A 17,720-nucleotide genomic window follows, 5' to 3' on the forward strand; every position below is an offset into this window, starting at 1 on the left:
TCGGACTAAGTATCTGTTGTAAAGAACATATAGTAGTAACAGATCCCAACTGTAAAGACTTTTTAGGACAAGACATAGATAAATAAACAGATATCCCTATAAGTGGATATGTTTATTTTTGTATATATAGATAACTTAACTGGAAATCGTCAGCGTTTCCTTCCCGTACTATAACCTGCGGTTTCGACTGGAGTACTTTCAACTAAGCGTTTAGAACTATTGAGATCGTCTTTTAACTTTTCATTATAATCCTTATAGCCTGCATACTCATATGAACAGTCAACCGCATGGGGTATTTCTTTCTTTAGTAATTGGGCGCAATTTCGGCCAGGATCATCGTTATCAAAATACACATCTACAGTATGGAAATTCTTAATTCGACCAATGGCATAACCTAGCATAGTAATCGCGTTAAGTACAATAATTGTGGGTTTTAAATTCGGGTGCAGTAACTGCCAACTTAAATAGTCCATATACCCTTCGAAAACTGCAACATGATCTGGATTGCCTTGGATTACTGAGATACCTTTTTGACCTATGGTACTTTTAAAGCCCTTTGCATTGCCAAACTCCCAGGCACCATGTTCGTTCTGCCAACCTACAGCATAGTAAGGAGAGGTATTTTCGGTATTATTTATACGATTGTAATAAACTTCTTTCACCTGTTGACTTTTAGCTATTTCAAACAGCCCCCTGGAATGAAGATATTGGGTAAGAACGTAATTGCTACCCAACTCCCGGACGTTGGTCAAACCCCATTCGTAAGTTCCTTTTTCTGGGTCTTTTGGATAAATTTTGGGAGGAACATATTCAGGAATTAAAGCAGTATCCATGTCGCAAACTTGCTGTATCTTGTTCAATACTTCAACAAAGGACAGATCTGGCCAATATGCCGTACCCAGCTGTACAATGCCACCCTTAAAAATACCAGTTGCATTTGCACCACCCCAGTCTTTCCAGCAGTTTCCTGCATCCCATACCGTAAATGATGGTGTGTCCTTTTTGGTTTCTCTCAGCATACTATGATAAAAGTGTTCTTTCCCTGTCTTTCTGACTGGATGGTGACCCAAGCGAGCCAAAAAATCCACAATAGAAATATCTTTCAATGTGGCAACATCGATATAATTTGGCATGACAATACAAATTGGTTAGGGATTGTTTGCTTTAAAATTTTCGTTCATAATAAGAACTACATTCTCGAATTTTTCAGCCCGTTTTTTTGCAGCAATTGAAAACTCTGGAGAGTTCAAAATCAATATGCTGGGACCAGGTAACTTGTTTTTATATTTCCAGCTGAGATAATTAAGATAATCATCAAACAGTGCCAGACTGTTTTCTTTGCCTGGTATAAAGGTCATGCCTTTACGACCGAGGCTGCCGGAGAAATTCTTGCTAATCACTTCCCATCCTCCATTTTCATTTTGCCAGCCAGCGGCGAAAAAATCCTTACGTCGGTGTTTTTCATCCACGACATAATAATAAACTTCTTTAAGATGGCCGATGGCCATCTCCCATAAACCTTCTGATTTCAAATAGTCTGTTATTTCAGTATTGCAACCTACTGGTCTTGTTTCCTGAATATGATAAAACGGGATTTTTATCGCTCGTCTTTTTCTACCAACGGGCTGTAAGTTTGTTGAAGCAGACAGTTGCGGATAAGTTGTGAATAGCTGGCTAATCTTCTCTGATATCTGGTCCGAATTAAGTTCTGGCCAATAGGCCAAACCAAAGTCAATAATGTTACCGCTTTTCTTTGTTGAGCGGTCGTACCAAACATCCAATTGGGTGTTTACAAGAAATGTAGGTTTAGCTTCGTCAGTTCTTAAAACATTAAGATACAACTGCTCGTCGCCATTGCTTTTGGTCGGTTTGTAGCCGAGGCAAGCTATAAGCCTGCTTAGTGTGACCTGTTCCTTAATGGAACCCGCACTTAAGAATGAAGTTTTCATAGTTTATTGATTGGAATGGTTTCAGATATAGAGTAGAGCGTCAAGCGATTTTCGGATTGTTTCGGCTTCGATACGGTCAATACGCCAAGCTGCCGAATAATTGCCGTCCTTTCTGCGGGTAAGTAGTCCCTGATCAATCCAATGTTCGATATTTGCCCTTCCATAAATCCGGTATGCCTCAGACTTATTCATGTACTGCTTAATTTTTCCGGTCCTAGCAAGGGCGAGCTTGGCGCCCATTTCCGCGGCATCACGTAACAGAATGCTGAGCTGGTGATCAGTTAATAGAATATTCATAAATAGAAAGTTTTATGAGCGATAGAAAAGGGCATAAAATATCCCTAAGAGAACCGGCAACGGGGAACGAACCCGTTGTAATTCGCTTTGCCGATTTGAAAAATCGGGACTACTAGCGTCGTGTCCTACGACACGGGCCACTTGGGAATTATGCACGATAATTCCCTCGGCCTGCCAATGCGCTTTCAGATTGGTGCTTGATCCGCCATTTTTCTCCGGTCATGTTTGCCAGAAAAAAACAACGAATACCTAACCTCACTTTCGCAAAATTTCCCGGCTCTTAGGCGGGTTAATGCTTCATCCCTGTACGTCAAAGACCTTTCGGAAATGAGGAAGTTTACCGCTCTGCCACAGGCAGGTAGGTGATCCGGTTGCTGGATGCAGCTATTGCTTCCAGTTTTTTTCGGTCCAAGTATTTTCGGGAAGATCTTTCTGAATGGATTGGGCCGATCAGTTTTTCGCTGATCCAACGATCCACATTGCCGCGGCCAAAAAGACGGTAGGCTTCGGCCTTGCTGAGCTGGTCCTGTAAATGTCCACTCTGCAAAAGGGCTTTTGAAGCGCCTTGCTCGGTAGCATTTTTTAACAGGTTAACCAGATCTTTCAGCTTCATAAGAGTTCCTTTAATGTTGGTTTAACTATCATTTCCGAGACAAAGCAAGAATTTAGAGGGGGGCTAAAACAGGGACAGGGGGTGACTGAAAAACGGTCACCCCCTGTCTGGGAATTGTTATGATTTAATTATAAAATGCCTTTTAGGACCCTTTAAAATTAGAAAGGTTATAATTTTCGTTTAACCAATTGAGCATCCCGATCAGATGCGCTTTTAGTTTTTGTGCAGTCGCAAACTCTACATCAGTAGATTTTTTTCTAAGACTTTCCGCCGATATAAACGGTGCTTGCGGTGTAGAAAAATGGGAAGCAAAAAAAGTAAATTGGTCTCCAATATTCTCTTTAGCCAAAAGTCCCTTCTCAACGAACAACCGGATAAATAGTCCAAGTTGAGCCACAGACAAAAATATTTTTAAGCGGTGGGTCGATTTAGAAAACTGCTCATCTTGGCTAACAACTCTACGTAAGTTTATTAGTTGTTTAAGATGTCGTTCTTTATTAACAAGGAAAGCTTTAAAATGATCATAAGTTGAGACTTGACAAGGATACATTTTTATTGTACTTCCAGCCAATCCACTAAACCTATCCTGTTCTGCAATAATAGTTAACAGTTGATCGTGTAGATTTGGGATATCTTTGAGCTTAGAATTTAGCTCGTTGCTGTAGAAATCAAAAAAAATCCTAGAGTTAAATTCATTTATAAATAATATATCGATCAGGTCTGAAGTATCTGCTAGTTCAAGATTAGCAATTTGTCTACTTAGGTTCCAGGTATAGTCTATCTCATATTGATTGATTTCTTTTTTGTTTATAAATAGAAAAAATTCCCTCTCAATCAGATCATACAATTTTTTTTCTGTGGGAGACCGTTTTAAGATGTTTAAACAATTTTTGATAATTGTCTTCATTTCCATTTTCAAACCTGAAAAATGATAACGCGTAAGGGGCATTTTTGATCCTACTTTTGGTTCGTATTGTGCTACTGTTCCAATTGTTTTCTCTAAAGCATTAAGTATATTCAAATAAAATAACCTTAACTCCGATGATGTTTTCTTATGTTTACTTGCTGATGTTAAACAGAAAAGGTACCCGTAAATAGTATTGCTTAGGTTAACCAATAACCTAAGGTGTACAGCAGTATGCCTTCGTGATAACACTGTTCCGCTAAAAGCCAATTCTGCGTAATTTTTCAGCTGATTTAAAAAACCATTTTCTAATTTTACAAGGTCTTCTTTGTTGATTTCATTGTTAATTAATGCTTTGGGATGTAAGACTTCATCCACCCATTGAAAGATTTTAAATTTCAAATTCATAATACAGGGTTTTAGATGTTAATTTCTCACAAGTTGAAAAGCTCAACTATATAAAAAAAGTGTATTAGGTGACATGCGAAAAGTGTCATATTTACCCAAAAACCATGTTATTGGTCATTTTAAACCAGTATTTACCTGACACTATTTATTGTTTTTTTTCTGAAACAGTATACTTACATTAGCATTATGATGTAAAAGAAATTACAAACGAAAATATATTAGCGACAGCTATTTAACCTTGGTACAAGAAACCGACTAAACTTCAAAAAGACACAAGGGAGATGAATGGACTGATCAATCACATCATCGCGTGGCGGTTAGCTCTTCCTGTGTATGGTTCTTAGTCGGGCCTCTTGTACGGATACGTCTAATTGCACACGCTTTTTTTAATTATGTACGACGATATAAATTTAATATACCTTCCAATAAGTGGACTTGAAGTAAGTGAGTACTTCAAGGAAAAATCCAAGCAAATGGGTTTTTATACAATTAAAGAAATAACTGATTTGGGATGGGGAAAAGTTCTGAAGATGGAGAACTTTTGTTATGACTGGTTCAATGAGTTAGTTAGGCTACTAAAGAGCAAAGGTTTATTAGATCTTCTTGAAACAAAATAGCTATAAATCCTAATGTCCATACCTTAAGTTGATCCTTGAAGTTTGAATCAATAAAATTAATAAGAAGAACTAGCGAAAACCGTATCCTTTTTACGATCCTTGCAGGAACATCATTTTTAGGCCCAAATATATTTCTCATGTATTGAGGAGATGGTTTTTTTGTACGCGCAGTTCTAATGTGCCTTTCTGTAAAGGTGTAGAGGTTAGATTTAAACTTGGTTTTTATTACATGCGATTCAAGCATAATCCTAATCAGAAAGAAAAGTTCCTCCAGTGTTGCATTGATCTCAAAATAAAAGTTAGGAATTACACCATTCTTTGTGTTTTGGTAATTGGGAAAATGAACAGCTCTCATACGTTCAATAGTTTCCAATTCTCTCCTAATAGAGCCACTTATTGATTCGCCAATTGGCATTACATCTTTATTATAACCATGTTTACATTCAGGCCGAATATTCTCAATTGTTTTCAGTAAGGCAAGAAGTTCTAACTCCTGATCTTCATAAGGCATATTTTGAGACGCAACCTTTGCTGAATATTCTAGCATGAACTCATAAAAAGAAAGCGGGTTGAAATCATATCCTATAAGCAACTTTATGATTTTTAAAGTATTATCTCCTTCCTTTGGCAAACTGATAATTGAACTCAGTTCGTTCGCAAGGTTGACTATATAATTAAATTGATGCCAATCTTTTATTTTAGGGTTACTGGTGTCATAAAGTATGCCCAGGTGATCTGTAATAATTTCAATAAGGTTATAATCAACATTGTTTTGCTGTAAATTCCAAATGATCAAATTACTTTGGTTTCGTGATGCTTCATTAGTATATATTTTCCAAAGTGAAATATCAGCAGTCAGGTCAAAGTATTCTGAATGAATATTTTGTATGTAATCTAAAATTTCGATTGTTTCTGGTCCAATTTCCCTGAACAGTTTTATATTTTCCAGCAAAGAAGCACAATCTGTCGTTTCATTTTTTTTGAATAAAGCAAAAATATCATTGGAAAATGTAGTCAAATTCTTTTGCAGGCCCTTTATGAAGATAGAGAGCTTATCGGATGTATCTTGTTCTTCTATTTGCTCTTCAAGGCTTTCTCGAAAAATGCTCCAATTCGTTCTGAATATTGTTGCGTGGTTTTCATCAATGCCTTTTGCAAAATTGAGGTTTTTAAGTTCACCTAAAATTTCGGTAAAACTTTTTAGTTGTGAGATTAATTTTTGCAAAACAGTTTCCTTTCACAGTGTTTTCTTAAGCGTTAGACATCTGTACCAAACCACACAATGTAGACCAGCCTTAAATATTTGGTATGACATTGTTATTGTTCTAGTAAATATCACAAAAATGTGGAAAAATTGAAAATTTATTTTTGTCAGGTAAAATCAGTCTCTAATTACCCATAAAGGCATATATTACTACAATATGACACTTTTTCAAAAAGATTCTGTCAGGTATTTTTTCAATTAAATGTTTGTTAATTGCCAAATAATTAACGATCATTTAACATGGATGCTCTAATAACGAAACTAGAATCGCTTAATTCAGCCACAAAAAGAACTGTAGATCTGCTAAAGACACTCTTCATTAAAACAGAGTTTAAAAAGGGATGGATGTTTGGAAACGGCACCTGGCAATCTGTGCCAATGCTATATTATATTTCAAGTGGGCTGGTTAGAGGATCAGTTGAATTTAAAGAGGACAGTTATACACTTTGGATGCTTGAAAACGGTTTTTTAATCCCAAGCAATGGCTTCCTTTCGCAAAAAGGCACATCCGAAACTATCGAGTTTTTGAAACCTACACAAGCTTACATATTAAATCTTATGAGGGCAGAAAAGCTGGCTAAGGAAGATCTAAATCTCTATAAGATGCTTTTAGAAATTTATGAAGGAAATCTTTTAGATGGCCGTAAAAGAGAATTAATGTTACGCATTCCCAATGCGAAGAACCGGTTAGAATATTTTAAAATGAATAACCCTGAATTGGAAAAGGTAATGACTGATGAACACTTAGCACAAATGCTCAGGATTGATAAAAAATATTACTATAGCGTTAAAAAAGCGCGCTAAAAAGATTTCAGATTTTCTTTTCTTTTTTTTCGCCAGGGTTCCCTTAATACTATTGAATACCCACTTTTGTTTCTTTTCACACTAAATCGAGGTTAGATTTCATACCTTAAAAACGTTAGAAATAATCCATAAGTTTTCTTTTTTGCCTATAGTTTTACGGTCAATAGCCTTCTAATTTTACATATCAACTAATCAAATATGAAAAAGGAAGATGTAATAAAAGTCGTTGCCATTATCATTTCCTGTCTATTCGTATATGCAGGATTGAGCAAATTGGCAGATTACGAAAAATCGAGTTTGGAAATGGTTAACCAGGTATTCCCAAATTGGATAGCGTCCATTCTTATCTGGTTGATACCAGCAATTGAGTTGACATTAGCTGCTCTGCTAGTTATCCAGGTTACACGTAAAAAAGCCTTATGGGCATCTTTAATTCTGTTGTCCCTATTTTCAGTTTACATCGCAGTGGTAATGACAGGTATTTTTGGCAAGGTTCCATGTAGCTGCGGTGGAATTTTGAAAAACATGAGCTACGGGACACATCTAATTTTCAACCTCTTCTTTGTATTACTCATCTCATTGGGTCTTGCATTTGACAATGGTTGGACAGCATATAACAGATTGTTAAACCTAAAAAAAAGAAAGGGTTCCATACAAAGCAGTGTTTAGGTCATACGGCAGAACCAGGGTTTTATCTGCAAAATGAAAACTTATTAAATCATCCCGAAGACCTGAAACCCTAGCGGTCCGAAAGAAAAAACCTGTCGCACTAAAAAAAATGTGCAACAACAAAAATTACAATTATGGAAAAATTTAAAAATGCGCTTAAAAGCGTGAATATCTTCGGATTATCTGCAATTTTACTTGTATCGGTCTTAACATTTGGCTTTAAAGCAGATAGTAAAACAAACAACAGTAAAGCAACCAGATATTGGTATTATAATAGTACAAGTAATGATCCTGCACAATTTAAAGTTGCAACTAATTACGCAACCAGTAATAACTCTGAAGCATGTGTAGTAAATGCAGAACGTCCGTGCAAAATTTTTGTTAATGCAGACAATGCAACTCAATTACAAAGTATTTTGACACCGTTGACCCCAGATGACATATCTGATATGTCAGAAGGCCACAAACAATAGGAATATCAAGTAACAACATAGTCGGAAATATTCTTCCGACTATGTTATGATTAGACTTTTATTTTCATCTTGGATTCTGCTGCATACCAGATAAAGTAATGACATCTTCAGGTAGTGGCAAGGCAAAACGAATGCTATTCGGAATTAGTGTATAATCCTGCCCATTAATTTGCCTACTCAATTTGATATTTGCACCATCCTTGTTTAACCGACGGATATCAAACCACCTCAATCCGCGCATCAGCAATTCTTTTCTTCTTTCTGTTAATATTAGTTGCAAGGCATATTGTTTGTCCGTTGTTTTAAAAGGCACAAAAGTTCCTGTTTTCCATCTTTTTGATAATAACAAATTTAAATCATTTATCGCTTCAGAAATATTACCGGATCTTGCAAAACATTCTGACCGATTTAAAAGCATTTCATCACTAGTTATTCCCGTAAAACGTCCTGAGCTACCCGTATAATTACCCTTAAAAGTAAAGCTACCATCTGAGTTGGCCTTAAAAAATATTTTATTTCTAAGATCATTCGAATCGTAAGATTGTACAAGAGTTAGACTAATTTTAGCCCTACTGGCATTTAATACATCGGGAGTTGACATTGCTTGGTAAAATATGACTTCAATGTTTCCATCTTTAATAGGAAATGAAGCCGAAGCATTCAGAATATTATAGTCAAGTAAAGCATTGTGTAGTTGTAAACAAGAATCCGCGTAAAGACCTGCATTTGCATATTGGCCCATTGCCAAAAATGTCCTTGAAAGAAGTCCATATGCGGCTGCTTTAGATGGCCTAGTTTGACTGAGAGGTTTTATAGGAAGTAGTGAAATTGACGATTGCAAATCAGTTATTATCTGGTTATAGGTTTGTTCTACGCTTACACGTTCTGATTTACCATTAAAGTCTGGGTCTAAACGTAGTGGAAGTCCCAAGTCTTTACTTCTTGTTTGTTCATCGTATGGTACAGACCAAGTCTGAACTGCATCGAGATAACGTGAAGCCCTAAAAACAAGAGCCTGACCTTTTAAATTATTCCACTCGTTTGATCTTTCAATTTTCTGTAAGTTATCGAGAACTGAAGTTGCTATATAAATAGCTTTATAACAAGAACTCCAATCGTTGCCGTTGTAACCAATATCAAATAAATTATCCTTTTCCCAGGTATACATTCTTTTATTAAATATGCTAGGAAGTGCTGTGTAATCAGCGCCTGTTAAGTAATAATCATCAGCGCTGGTTTCCCCTGCGGCTGAAAACTTAGTATTCATAAAATTATAATTGTCTAGTAGGGCTTGAAGTGCATTCATTGTTGAGGGAACTACCAACTTTTTATCTGATTTCTCTTCTAAAAACTTTTTGCATCCAGTACAACAAGAGACTGTTATAAACATCAATATGATTGTTTTAAAGTGTGTGTTTTTCATAATATTTTAAATTAAAAGCTACCTTTTATTCCAACAGAATATGTCCTTGGATTAACAATAGGATACAATCCATAGTTAAAATCTGGATCGATACCTAATTTATTTGCACGCCACAAAATGCCTACATTACTAATGCTTCCGTACACCTGAAGGCTTTTGAAAGGAATATGGCGCCATTGCTTTTTATCAATTTCATAATTAATAGTTATATATTGTAAGCGAATATGATCAGCTTTTTCAACGAGTACTTCTGAGCCACTGTAAAAATTATCTCTAGCATTATCATTTGGATAGATTAATGAGGGTACATCAGTTAGGTTTTCATCGCCCTTCTTTTGCCAACGGTTGGCGTAATCACTATGACCTTGCCAGTCATTAAATAATGATGTATAATTAATAGAATTACGTCTGAAATAATAACCCAGTTTATAAACTAAACTAAAATTTAAAGAAACATTCTGGTACCTTATGGTGTTGACAAATGATCCGAATTTAGTTGGCAATGCTGACCCAAAATACCTAAGGTCAGAAACCTTAGTACCACTGCTGGTAATTGCAGTATAATCTTTGCTTATCTGTCCACTTAAATAACCGCGTGGATCTCCTGTTTGAGGATCAAGCCCCGACCATCTATAAGCAAAAATAGAGTACACAGGATAGCCCTTTAGTCCTGATATAGGAAACACGGAGGTGTTGGTAATAAAGTTGCTTCCTTGTAACGAACTTAAATAATAATCGGTGATTTCATCCTTGTAAAAACTAAAGTTCAATAAAGACGACCATTTGATCATTCCTGTCGTATTTATCGTTCGCAATTCAAGGTCAATACCATGACCATTCATACTCGCAACATTTTTTACAATTTGAGTACCGACTCCGGCTGTATAATCAATTAATGCGGTACCAAAAAGGTTTAAGCCGCGTTTCTTAAAGTATTCAAGACTTCCAGTAACTCTGTCATGATTTGATTTAAAATCCAGGGCGATATTGAACATTTTTGAGGTTTCCCATTTCAGTTCTGGATTATAGTAATTTCTAAAACTAGCAAATGGTGTATTGGTATACAATGAATTGCTACCACCATAAGCTATGGTACTTACTGCTACCATTGACGGATCAATATTCCCACTAAAACCATAGGTTGCCCTCAATTTCAAGTACGGAAGTATTTTTGACAGATAGAACTTTTCCTCAGAAAGATTCCAGCTTACTCCCGCTGACCAAAATGGGTTCCATTGATCATTAGTTTTTAACCCAAATAAATTAGAGGCGTCTCGTCGACCACTAAGTGATAGACTATATCTCGATTTATATGTATATGCAACGTTCGAAAAATAGGATATGTAACGTGTGGTTCTATCACTTATATCTGTATTTGCAGGTATAGTAGCTGTTCCTCCACTCACGAAATCAGGAAATTGAGTCATATAATCGACGTTTCCATATGTAAGTAAATCGTTGTCGTACCCATAAAAGCGATTAAGATAACCGGAGTTATGTGCAGACCGCATTTCCCATCCTCCAATTGCTGATAAATTATGTAAATCCCAAGTTTGATCAATGTTAAGCTGCCCCCTTAAACTTTGTGACTGAAGAAGTTGGTTGTTCACATCAAGGATACCCCCAATAGGAATCGGAAAGATAACATTGCCAGAAGACACCTCCTGGGCATACCTGTTTACCAAATTACGGGCAGAATAGCTATTGGGGGCAGATAAGTTTCTGACAGTGTTTTCCTGTCGTTCGTATTGATATTTGATGTCAGCACTGAAACCTGGAATAATTTGGTAATTTAATCCTGTATTGATCAAAACATCTGTAATGTTTGTTTTTTCAGTATTAAACTTGTAATCTTCCAATGGATAATACTGCCAATTCAAAAGCTTCCCATTGCCTGCCGAAAATTTATAATCTTGATTGTAATCTTTGATTACTGGCAAAGCAATTCCGTTATCGTCAGCGATCTTTGTATATGGAAGAAACGATATTCCATTTGAGGTAATATTGCCATATCCAGTTTTTCCGCTTGATATAGAGCTTTGTGTATATTGTATTGCTGATAATAATTGAAGGTTTTTAACAGGTTTATATGTATTTTGGAATCTAAGATTTAATCGATCAATTGTTATACTTAGGTTGTTTAGATCTTTGTCATAGCCAGCAAATGTAGACCATGCTAGTTTTTCTGTACCGCCTTTAAGGTTTAATGCATATTGTTGGGAAAGGGAGTGGCGATACATATATTTATTAAGATCATTACGAATGTCATTTTCGCGAAGCACATTTATTTGTTTATTGGCTTCATCACCAGAAATGCTTCCACTTAATTGTTTTAAAAGTATCTCAACTACTGGGGACAAAACTCGCTTATTGGGGTCATTGATCCAGTTATCGTAATAATTATTTTTAAATAAAAGTTGTTCAACATCAATAAAATTAGGTGAAGAAATCTGTCTTATGTAAGAAAGATCCGGTTTCGTACCAATGGTAATGTTAGCATTAAAATCAATTGATAAGGGATGATTATATCTACCCTTTTTTGTAGTGATAACGATGACACCATTTCCTGCTCTTGCGCCCCAAATAGAAGCAGCGGCTGCGTCTTTCAGTATACTAATATTTTCTACTTGGTTTGGATTGATATTATTGATATCGCCATCGTAAGGGAAGTTATCTACTATAATTAATGCGCTTTTTGGGCCATTGATCGTGCTTAAGCCCCGTATCAATATGTTCCCTGTACCATTTGTTCCTTTGTCAACTGTTATCCCACTAGCTACTGCCGATAACCTGCTCATGATATCTGGGCTTATTTGTTGGTTGAATAAATTATTATCCACAGAAGTAAACGACCCTGTTGAACGCTCTTTTGGGATTGTTTGGTAACCTGTAGATACTTCGACTTCTTTAAGGTCTACTGTTAATGGATACAATTTGAGTTTTAATAAATGTGTGATTGGTAACCTTAATTGCATTTCAAGTTTTTTGAATCCGATGGATGATACAATTATGGTAACAGTATCTTTCAAGTTATCGAAGAAAAATATGCCATTTCGATCAGAACTAACTGTCAGCAAGGTGCCCTTTAATTGAATAGTTATACCATGTAAGGGTTTTTCATCCTCAGCCGATATTACTTGCCCACTAAATTTATACTGTGCAAACAAGCTAGTAACACTAAACATCATGATAATGGTAAATAGTTTCGTTTTCATGTTAAATATTTTGTTGGATTAAAGTGGTTTTGGAATAGAGATGATATTTGAAGGTTGATTTGGCTTCTCAGATAGAATTAACATCGGAATTACTCTGAAATTTTCTTTTAATTGTAAATCATATTTATCCAAATCAGTATTTAGTTCAGTAAGATCGCGACCACCCGAAAGTTCTATATCGATATTCCATTGATAGTTTGTTTCATCGACAACAGGAAGTGTGATTTCCTTTAAGGAATTTAGCTCGTTGACCAGATACGAAATCGGACAATTTTGAAGTTTTGCTGGTTTGTTATAGAATAAAGTATTTACAATAGCTCCGCCAGCCGTTTTTAGTTGGTTATTTTGTTTTGTTTTCAACAAAGTATAGCAACGTACCAGACGATTTTCAATTTTCCCGACATAACCACTATACCTATTCAGATCTTGCAACATGTAGCTGTAAAGAGAATCGGCTTCTATAATAGGGACAATAAAATCGTAACTATATTGATTTTCTAAATCGTACTTTCCATCTTTAAAGCGTCCAGTTATGAGCGTAGTGTCGGCAACATTTAGTATCAGATGCTTTTTACTATAATGACCACCAGCTTTCCTAAAAATCTGTCGAGCTACTGCTTCATATATTTGCATTAAAGATGAGTTGGTTAAAACTCTACCATAAACGATGTCGTCTTTTGTTCTTAGACGACTACCATTTGGTAATCCTGGATTTGCTGACTTAGTAAAAATTGAATAATGAAGCAAATTATTATATGATAGATAGTTTTCAGAAAGAAATAAGGGTTGTTGTATATTAATTGATAATTTCTCCTTGAAGTGATTACCTTTTCCACTTAATATTTGTGTAATATTTTGTTCTGTAAACTCTTCAACTCCAGTGATCGCGGCAACCTTGCCTTCTTGATCAATCCAGACAATATGTGGGATTCCATTATGAGGAAATAATTCCCTCAGTATTTTATCATCTACAGCTGTAGTGATATTAACGGTTCTTCCTCTAGTGGTTGAATGTGATATAAGAAATTTCTTGACAGTTTCTTCATCCTGCGAAGTCGATGCTAAAATTTGAATTTTTCCTGCGAATTTTTTTTGAAAATCTTCCATTTTAGGGAAGTTTTTTATACAGGAGCTGCACCAGGTTGCCCAAAAATCGATTATTAAAAGCTTGCCTTTAAAGTCCGAAATCTTTGCAGATTTTGTTTTGTAATTATGGATATTAGTAATAGTAATATCTGGAACTTGTTGACCAATCTGTATACCTTTAGTAGTAACATCAACAGATTTATTGTCTTGTGCTTTAACACTATAACACCCTGAAATAAGGGTAAAGAGATAGATAAAAATATATGTGTGTTTGTTGGGGAAAGGCAATACCAATCCCATACGATCTATATCGTTCATTTTTTTTGATTAATTTTAGGATTTAATACTAGGTAGGTTTGATTAAAAAGATAAAGCAAGGTGACGGCGATCCCCCCCTGGTTAAGGATACCGCCACCCGCTATTATTAACTACCTAGTCAGGTGCTTTGATTATAAGCTTATAGCGGTTTTTATTTGAGCAACATTGCTCAATTAAAACCGTTGGATATAAAGAAACCCATATCGGCGCAGGTCTCTTTTGCTCATTTCTGAGTTCTGAAAAACCGACTCTTAGGTACAAAAGAGTACCTGCGCCCAAAAAGGGTGTTAGTTGAATTTTATTTAACATATCTCAAATTTCTAGTGTTTTTCAGAACCTTGAAACGAGAATATGTTCATTAACATGATGTTACAACACGAATATAATGAATATTACGCAATACTCAAAACTTTCTCTAAAATAACCTTTAATGCGTTTTAAATATTCCATTATTTGTTGACGATGCATAAAAGAGGTATAATACAAAAGGTAGGGGATAATTTATTTTACTTAAAAAAGTCTGCTAACGTATCTTTTGAAAAAATTGCATTAGCCACTGATATATCACTTTCACATGTTAGAAATGCTTGTAGTGGGGAGGCCAACATAACAATCGCCTATTTAGAAAAATTTGCAGCCTTTTTTGGGGTGGCGGAAGCTGATCTTGTCTCTGAAACCAAAAATTTTCCTAGTAAAGAAAGCTTACAAAAGAATATTCAAAAGTATTTACTAGACAAAGGATTCTCAACAACTTTTAATTTTAAAGAGTTAGGTCCAACCATATTGGTGGAAAATTACCTCCTAAATTCGTCAGCAAAACAACCAGTTTATGCATTTCAGATTAAAGAAGCTATAAATATCCAACATCAAACAAAATACAAAACAAATGATATTTCAAGAGTTCTAAATAATCTATCAGAACAAGGGATGCTTACTAAAACAGATACAGGTAATCCGAAAAAACCAAAATACCATTTAAATTAGGCAATAGACTCTGAGCGATAGTTTTCAATGCGCTCCAGACACATTTTTCTTGTAATTTCTATCATTTTGCCAATACGGAGATTTAACTCTTGAACATCATGAAGTGAAATCTCATATTCTTTTTTATACTTACCACCAATGTAAGCACGATTTAATAGATCAAATAAATTTCGTTCATAACTATCACGGTATTTGGTCGGAAAGATTTGGTCAAGTTCTTCAGAATAACCTTTTACTGACCTTCTATATTTCAATAGGTTATGTAACTTTGGCTTATTCCCAGTAAACACCAACAAAATTGTACTGTACAAAGACTCAATTGTGTTAAACAAATTCCAGGCTGTTAAACTCTGTCGAGTATTCCTTTCCATGTTTCTCTGTAATGAGTTCTGAGCGCTTGCATAATGTTCTTCTGCATTGAAAAGCCAATAGTCATAATACTCAACTGAATTTTGTAACATTTGAGCCATCGAAATCGGCTTTGGTTCTCTTAAAGTTGTTTTCCCTAGATCGTATAATAAAATCCCCTCATTATAAACAGGAACCATAAAATAATCGCCCTTTTCTAACAGTTGATTGATATGGTCTATGTCATACATGAAAAAATTAATATCTGGTCTAACCTTTAACCTCTTTTCCAGCTCATTTTCCAGTTCAAACTCTTTGATGTTTGTTTTATTAGTGATTATGATTAAATCATAATCACTAATATAGTAGTACTTAATCCCGCCTTTTATGTAAACGTCTTCGACGTATGCATTTTTCACATAGCTTCCATAAAGAATAATCTTATCTGGATTGACAAATTCCTTAATAACTTCTACAATGCTATTTATCTCATTTATCTTAGCTTCTGGCAAATCCGGGAGAGTTATTTTCATACCATAAAGATACTGAATTGGTCACAGAAAATAAAGGAGACCCATTTTTGGAATAAATGCAGATAGACTGAAAGTTAATCAGCATATTTTTTCTCCTTCATTTCCTTGATTTTTGTTCTGGCAGCTTCATCGGCTTTTTCCAAAAACAAGTTACACCGTTTTAGTATTATACCTAATTCATTAGATGAAGCATCGATGTTTCCTTTATAACGTACTTTACTGAAGCTATCCGTAAGTGTCGTGAAAAGTTCTAAGTCTTCAATATTTGTTCTTGGAAATATTTCCTCTGGAAAACTTAAGAAGCTACAACAAAGATCCATTAAATGACCAAGACTATTTCTATTTGGTTTATAATCAATAAAAACTTGTAGTAGGCCAAGACATAGCTGTTCTAACCCTTGATTGAACATGGACAATTGAGCTGGTAGAGATTCACCATTAGACAGGTCATTTGCAGATTCAATAAAGCTTTCGGCATTGTTGTATCTGTTGTACCAATCCACCAAAAAACAGTCGAGTTCGTTTTGGGAATATTCCTCAATGTATTGTATTTCTCCAAGGAGCTCGGTAAGATCATCACCATTGGAGAAAAGAAGTAATCCATTTTTTAAAGCGCCAAGAAGAAAACGCTGATGCATTTCCAATCCTTTTTGGACTTGTTTTTTTGTAAGGACAACAAAGGAAAACTTGTCAGTGTTGCGTTCGGAGTTATTCATTCCCTGGAGATTGTATAACTCTTGTTGTAAATCATTTTCTGTAATAATCAACAAGTCATATCTTTTTCTTATTCTGCATGTTTGCTCTGCAACTATGAGAAGCTCATTCCTATCGATAGTGCATATCTTTTCTCCAAAACAAATAATGAATTGCACACCAGGAATGTTTTTGATTTTGTCAATGATAGATTCATCATTTAATTCAGTTGCATCTATTTCAGGGGGTAAACCTTCGGATTCGGTTGTTTGTCGTATTTCTAAAATGGGGATTTGACCAGAAAGGATAATTTCCTTTTCTACAGATAACAGTGTACGCTCAAAGATTTGCAATGTTGCTTCAGTAATTAAGTCTGCTTTGTGCTTAATTTTCATTAACTTTTCTTTATTAATGGCAAACCCAGGTTCGTATCTGACCTCTAAATAGGCCGAGTCCAACTGATCTAGTAAACGGCTTTCTGTTTCATTATTAACATCGAAGACATTTGATAATTCCTGGTGAAATATTGAAACATATTTTTGATGTAATCGTATAGAGTGGGTGACCTTATCTTTTCCCATAGTGGCAATTTCAATGGCCCTATAGGACAATTCTATTTGCTGATGCAGCATAAAAGCGGCCAACGCAGTATATCCATTTTCTATACAAGCTGCGGCGGTTTCTTTAAATTCGTTTACTTTTTTGATTTCGTGCTTAAATGATTTTTTGGCATCCATTATCATCTTTTCTACGTCTAAGTCATCGTAAAACAATATGTTATTGCAAGCTGGTCGGTTATAAAATTGACGTTTTGGACCACAAGCATCGTAAAAGAATAAATTTCCTCTCTTGATGGCTTCCTTTACATGTAGTAGATGATTAACCAGATAATTGTATTCAGGGTAATCCAGCATTATTGCATCTACCAAGGGCATTATTTCGCTAATATGCTTGGTATACATATTAGAGACAACCACAGTAATTAAATTTCGGTCACCTGCTATTGTATCATTGATCTTTACGTAAATCTGCTCAATCATTGCAATATTGATCAACTTGCTGGTAATGGCAATTAAATCGCCATTTTCTTTTATGGTTTTATAGTTTTCATCCATAACTTAA

At 35.3% G+C, this 17,720-nt stretch carries 15 protein-coding genes; 4 read left to right on the forward strand and 11 right to left on the reverse strand.

The annotated features are described in order from the left end of the window. Nucleotides 1–149: 149 nt before the first annotated feature. From K7X70_RS20340 to K7X70_RS20365, 6 genes are all read right to left on the reverse strand, one after another. On the reverse strand, nucleotides 150–1,133 hold the full coding sequence (locus tag K7X70_RS20340; protein ID WP_222538778.1) for a DUF8464 domain-containing protein: 984 nt from the start codon (nucleotides 1,131–1,133) through the stop codon (nucleotides 150–152). Nucleotides 1,134–1,148: 15 nt separating this feature from the next. Further along, a complete protein-coding gene (locus K7X70_RS20345) occupies nucleotides 1,149–1,949 on the reverse strand; it encodes a DUF8464 domain-containing protein (protein ID WP_222538779.1) in 801 nt (266 codons plus the stop codon). A gap of 21 nt (nucleotides 1,950–1,970) precedes the next feature. Beyond that, entirely contained in the window at nucleotides 1,971–2,246 is a 276-nt protein-coding gene (locus tag K7X70_RS20350; RefSeq protein ID WP_068402291.1) for a hypothetical protein, read from the reverse strand. Between the two features lie 337 nt (nucleotides 2,247–2,583). After that, nucleotides 2,584–2,859: a hypothetical protein gene (locus K7X70_RS20355; RefSeq protein ID WP_222538780.1), complete on the reverse strand. Its 276-nt coding sequence runs from the start codon at nucleotides 2,857–2,859 to the stop codon at nucleotides 2,584–2,586. A gap of 142 nt (nucleotides 2,860–3,001) precedes the next feature. Next, the gene (locus tag K7X70_RS20360) at nucleotides 3,002–4,171 is read right to left on the reverse strand and encodes a hypothetical protein (protein WP_222538781.1); all 1,170 of its coding nucleotides are present in this window, start codon (nucleotides 4,169–4,171) and stop codon (nucleotides 3,002–3,004) included. Between the two features lie 567 nt (nucleotides 4,172–4,738). Beyond that, on the reverse strand, nucleotides 4,739–6,013 hold the full coding sequence (locus K7X70_RS20365; RefSeq protein WP_222538782.1) for a hypothetical protein: 1,275 nt from the start codon (nucleotides 6,011–6,013) through the stop codon (nucleotides 4,739–4,741). A 279-nt stretch (nucleotides 6,014–6,292) separates the two neighbouring features. On the opposite strand from K7X70_RS20365, the gene K7X70_RS20370 reads away from it, so the two are divergent. From K7X70_RS20370 to K7X70_RS20380, 3 genes are all read left to right on the forward strand, one after another. Then, nucleotides 6,293–6,856, forward strand: a complete 564-nt coding sequence (locus K7X70_RS20370) for a cyclic nucleotide-binding domain-containing protein (RefSeq protein ID WP_222538783.1) — start codon at nucleotides 6,293–6,295, stop codon at nucleotides 6,854–6,856. 198 nt (nucleotides 6,857–7,054) lie between these two features. Continuing rightward, nucleotides 7,055–7,525, forward strand: coding sequence for a MauE/DoxX family redox-associated membrane protein (locus K7X70_RS20375; RefSeq protein ID WP_222538784.1), 471 nt, complete (start codon nucleotides 7,055–7,057; stop codon nucleotides 7,523–7,525). A 134-nt stretch (nucleotides 7,526–7,659) separates the two neighbouring features. Next, nucleotides 7,660–7,998, forward strand: coding sequence for a hypothetical protein (locus tag K7X70_RS20380; RefSeq protein WP_222538785.1), 339 nt, complete (start codon nucleotides 7,660–7,662; stop codon nucleotides 7,996–7,998). Between the two features lie 64 nt (nucleotides 7,999–8,062). On the opposite strand, the gene K7X70_RS20385 is transcribed toward K7X70_RS20380, so the two are convergent. The 3 genes from K7X70_RS20385 to K7X70_RS20395 are packed head-to-tail and all read right to left on the reverse strand — an operon-like array spanning nucleotide 8,063 to nucleotide 14,040. Next, entirely contained in the window at nucleotides 8,063–9,421 is a 1,359-nt protein-coding gene (locus K7X70_RS20385) for a RagB/SusD family nutrient uptake outer membrane protein (protein WP_222538786.1), read from the reverse strand. Nucleotides 9,422–9,432: 11 nt separating this feature from the next. Beyond that, the gene (locus tag K7X70_RS20390; protein WP_222538787.1) at nucleotides 9,433–12,636 is read right to left on the reverse strand and encodes a SusC/RagA family TonB-linked outer membrane protein; all 3,204 of its coding nucleotides are present in this window, start codon (nucleotides 12,634–12,636) and stop codon (nucleotides 9,433–9,435) included. 18 nt (nucleotides 12,637–12,654) lie between these two features. Continuing rightward, the gene (locus K7X70_RS20395) at nucleotides 12,655–14,040 is read right to left on the reverse strand and encodes a TlpA family protein disulfide reductase (RefSeq protein ID WP_222538788.1); all 1,386 of its coding nucleotides are present in this window, start codon (nucleotides 14,038–14,040) and stop codon (nucleotides 12,655–12,657) included. A gap of 462 nt (nucleotides 14,041–14,502) precedes the next feature. Here K7X70_RS20395 and K7X70_RS20400 point away from each other — a divergent pair, with 462 nt between their 5' ends. After that, entirely contained in the window at nucleotides 14,503–15,024 is a 522-nt protein-coding gene (locus K7X70_RS20400; protein ID WP_222538789.1) for a helix-turn-helix domain-containing protein, read from the forward strand. Here the strand turns inward: K7X70_RS20400 and K7X70_RS20405 are convergent. Both K7X70_RS20405 and K7X70_RS20410 read right to left on the reverse strand, forming a co-directional pair. After that, a complete protein-coding gene (locus tag K7X70_RS20405; RefSeq protein WP_222538790.1) occupies nucleotides 15,021–15,905 on the reverse strand; it encodes a nucleotidyltransferase domain-containing protein in 885 nt (294 codons plus the stop codon). The genes K7X70_RS20400 and K7X70_RS20405 overlap by 4 nt on opposite strands. A 74-nt stretch (nucleotides 15,906–15,979) precedes the next feature. Continuing rightward, on the reverse strand, nucleotides 15,980–17,713 hold the full coding sequence (locus K7X70_RS20410) for a HEPN domain-containing protein (RefSeq protein ID WP_222538791.1): 1,734 nt from the start codon (nucleotides 17,711–17,713) through the stop codon (nucleotides 15,980–15,982). Nucleotides 17,714–17,720 lie beyond the last annotated feature (7 nt).

It is taken from the genome of Pedobacter polysacchareus, assembly GCF_019802255.1.
Lineage (GTDB): Bacteria > Bacteroidota > Bacteroidia > Sphingobacteriales > Sphingobacteriaceae > Pedobacter > Pedobacter polysacchareus.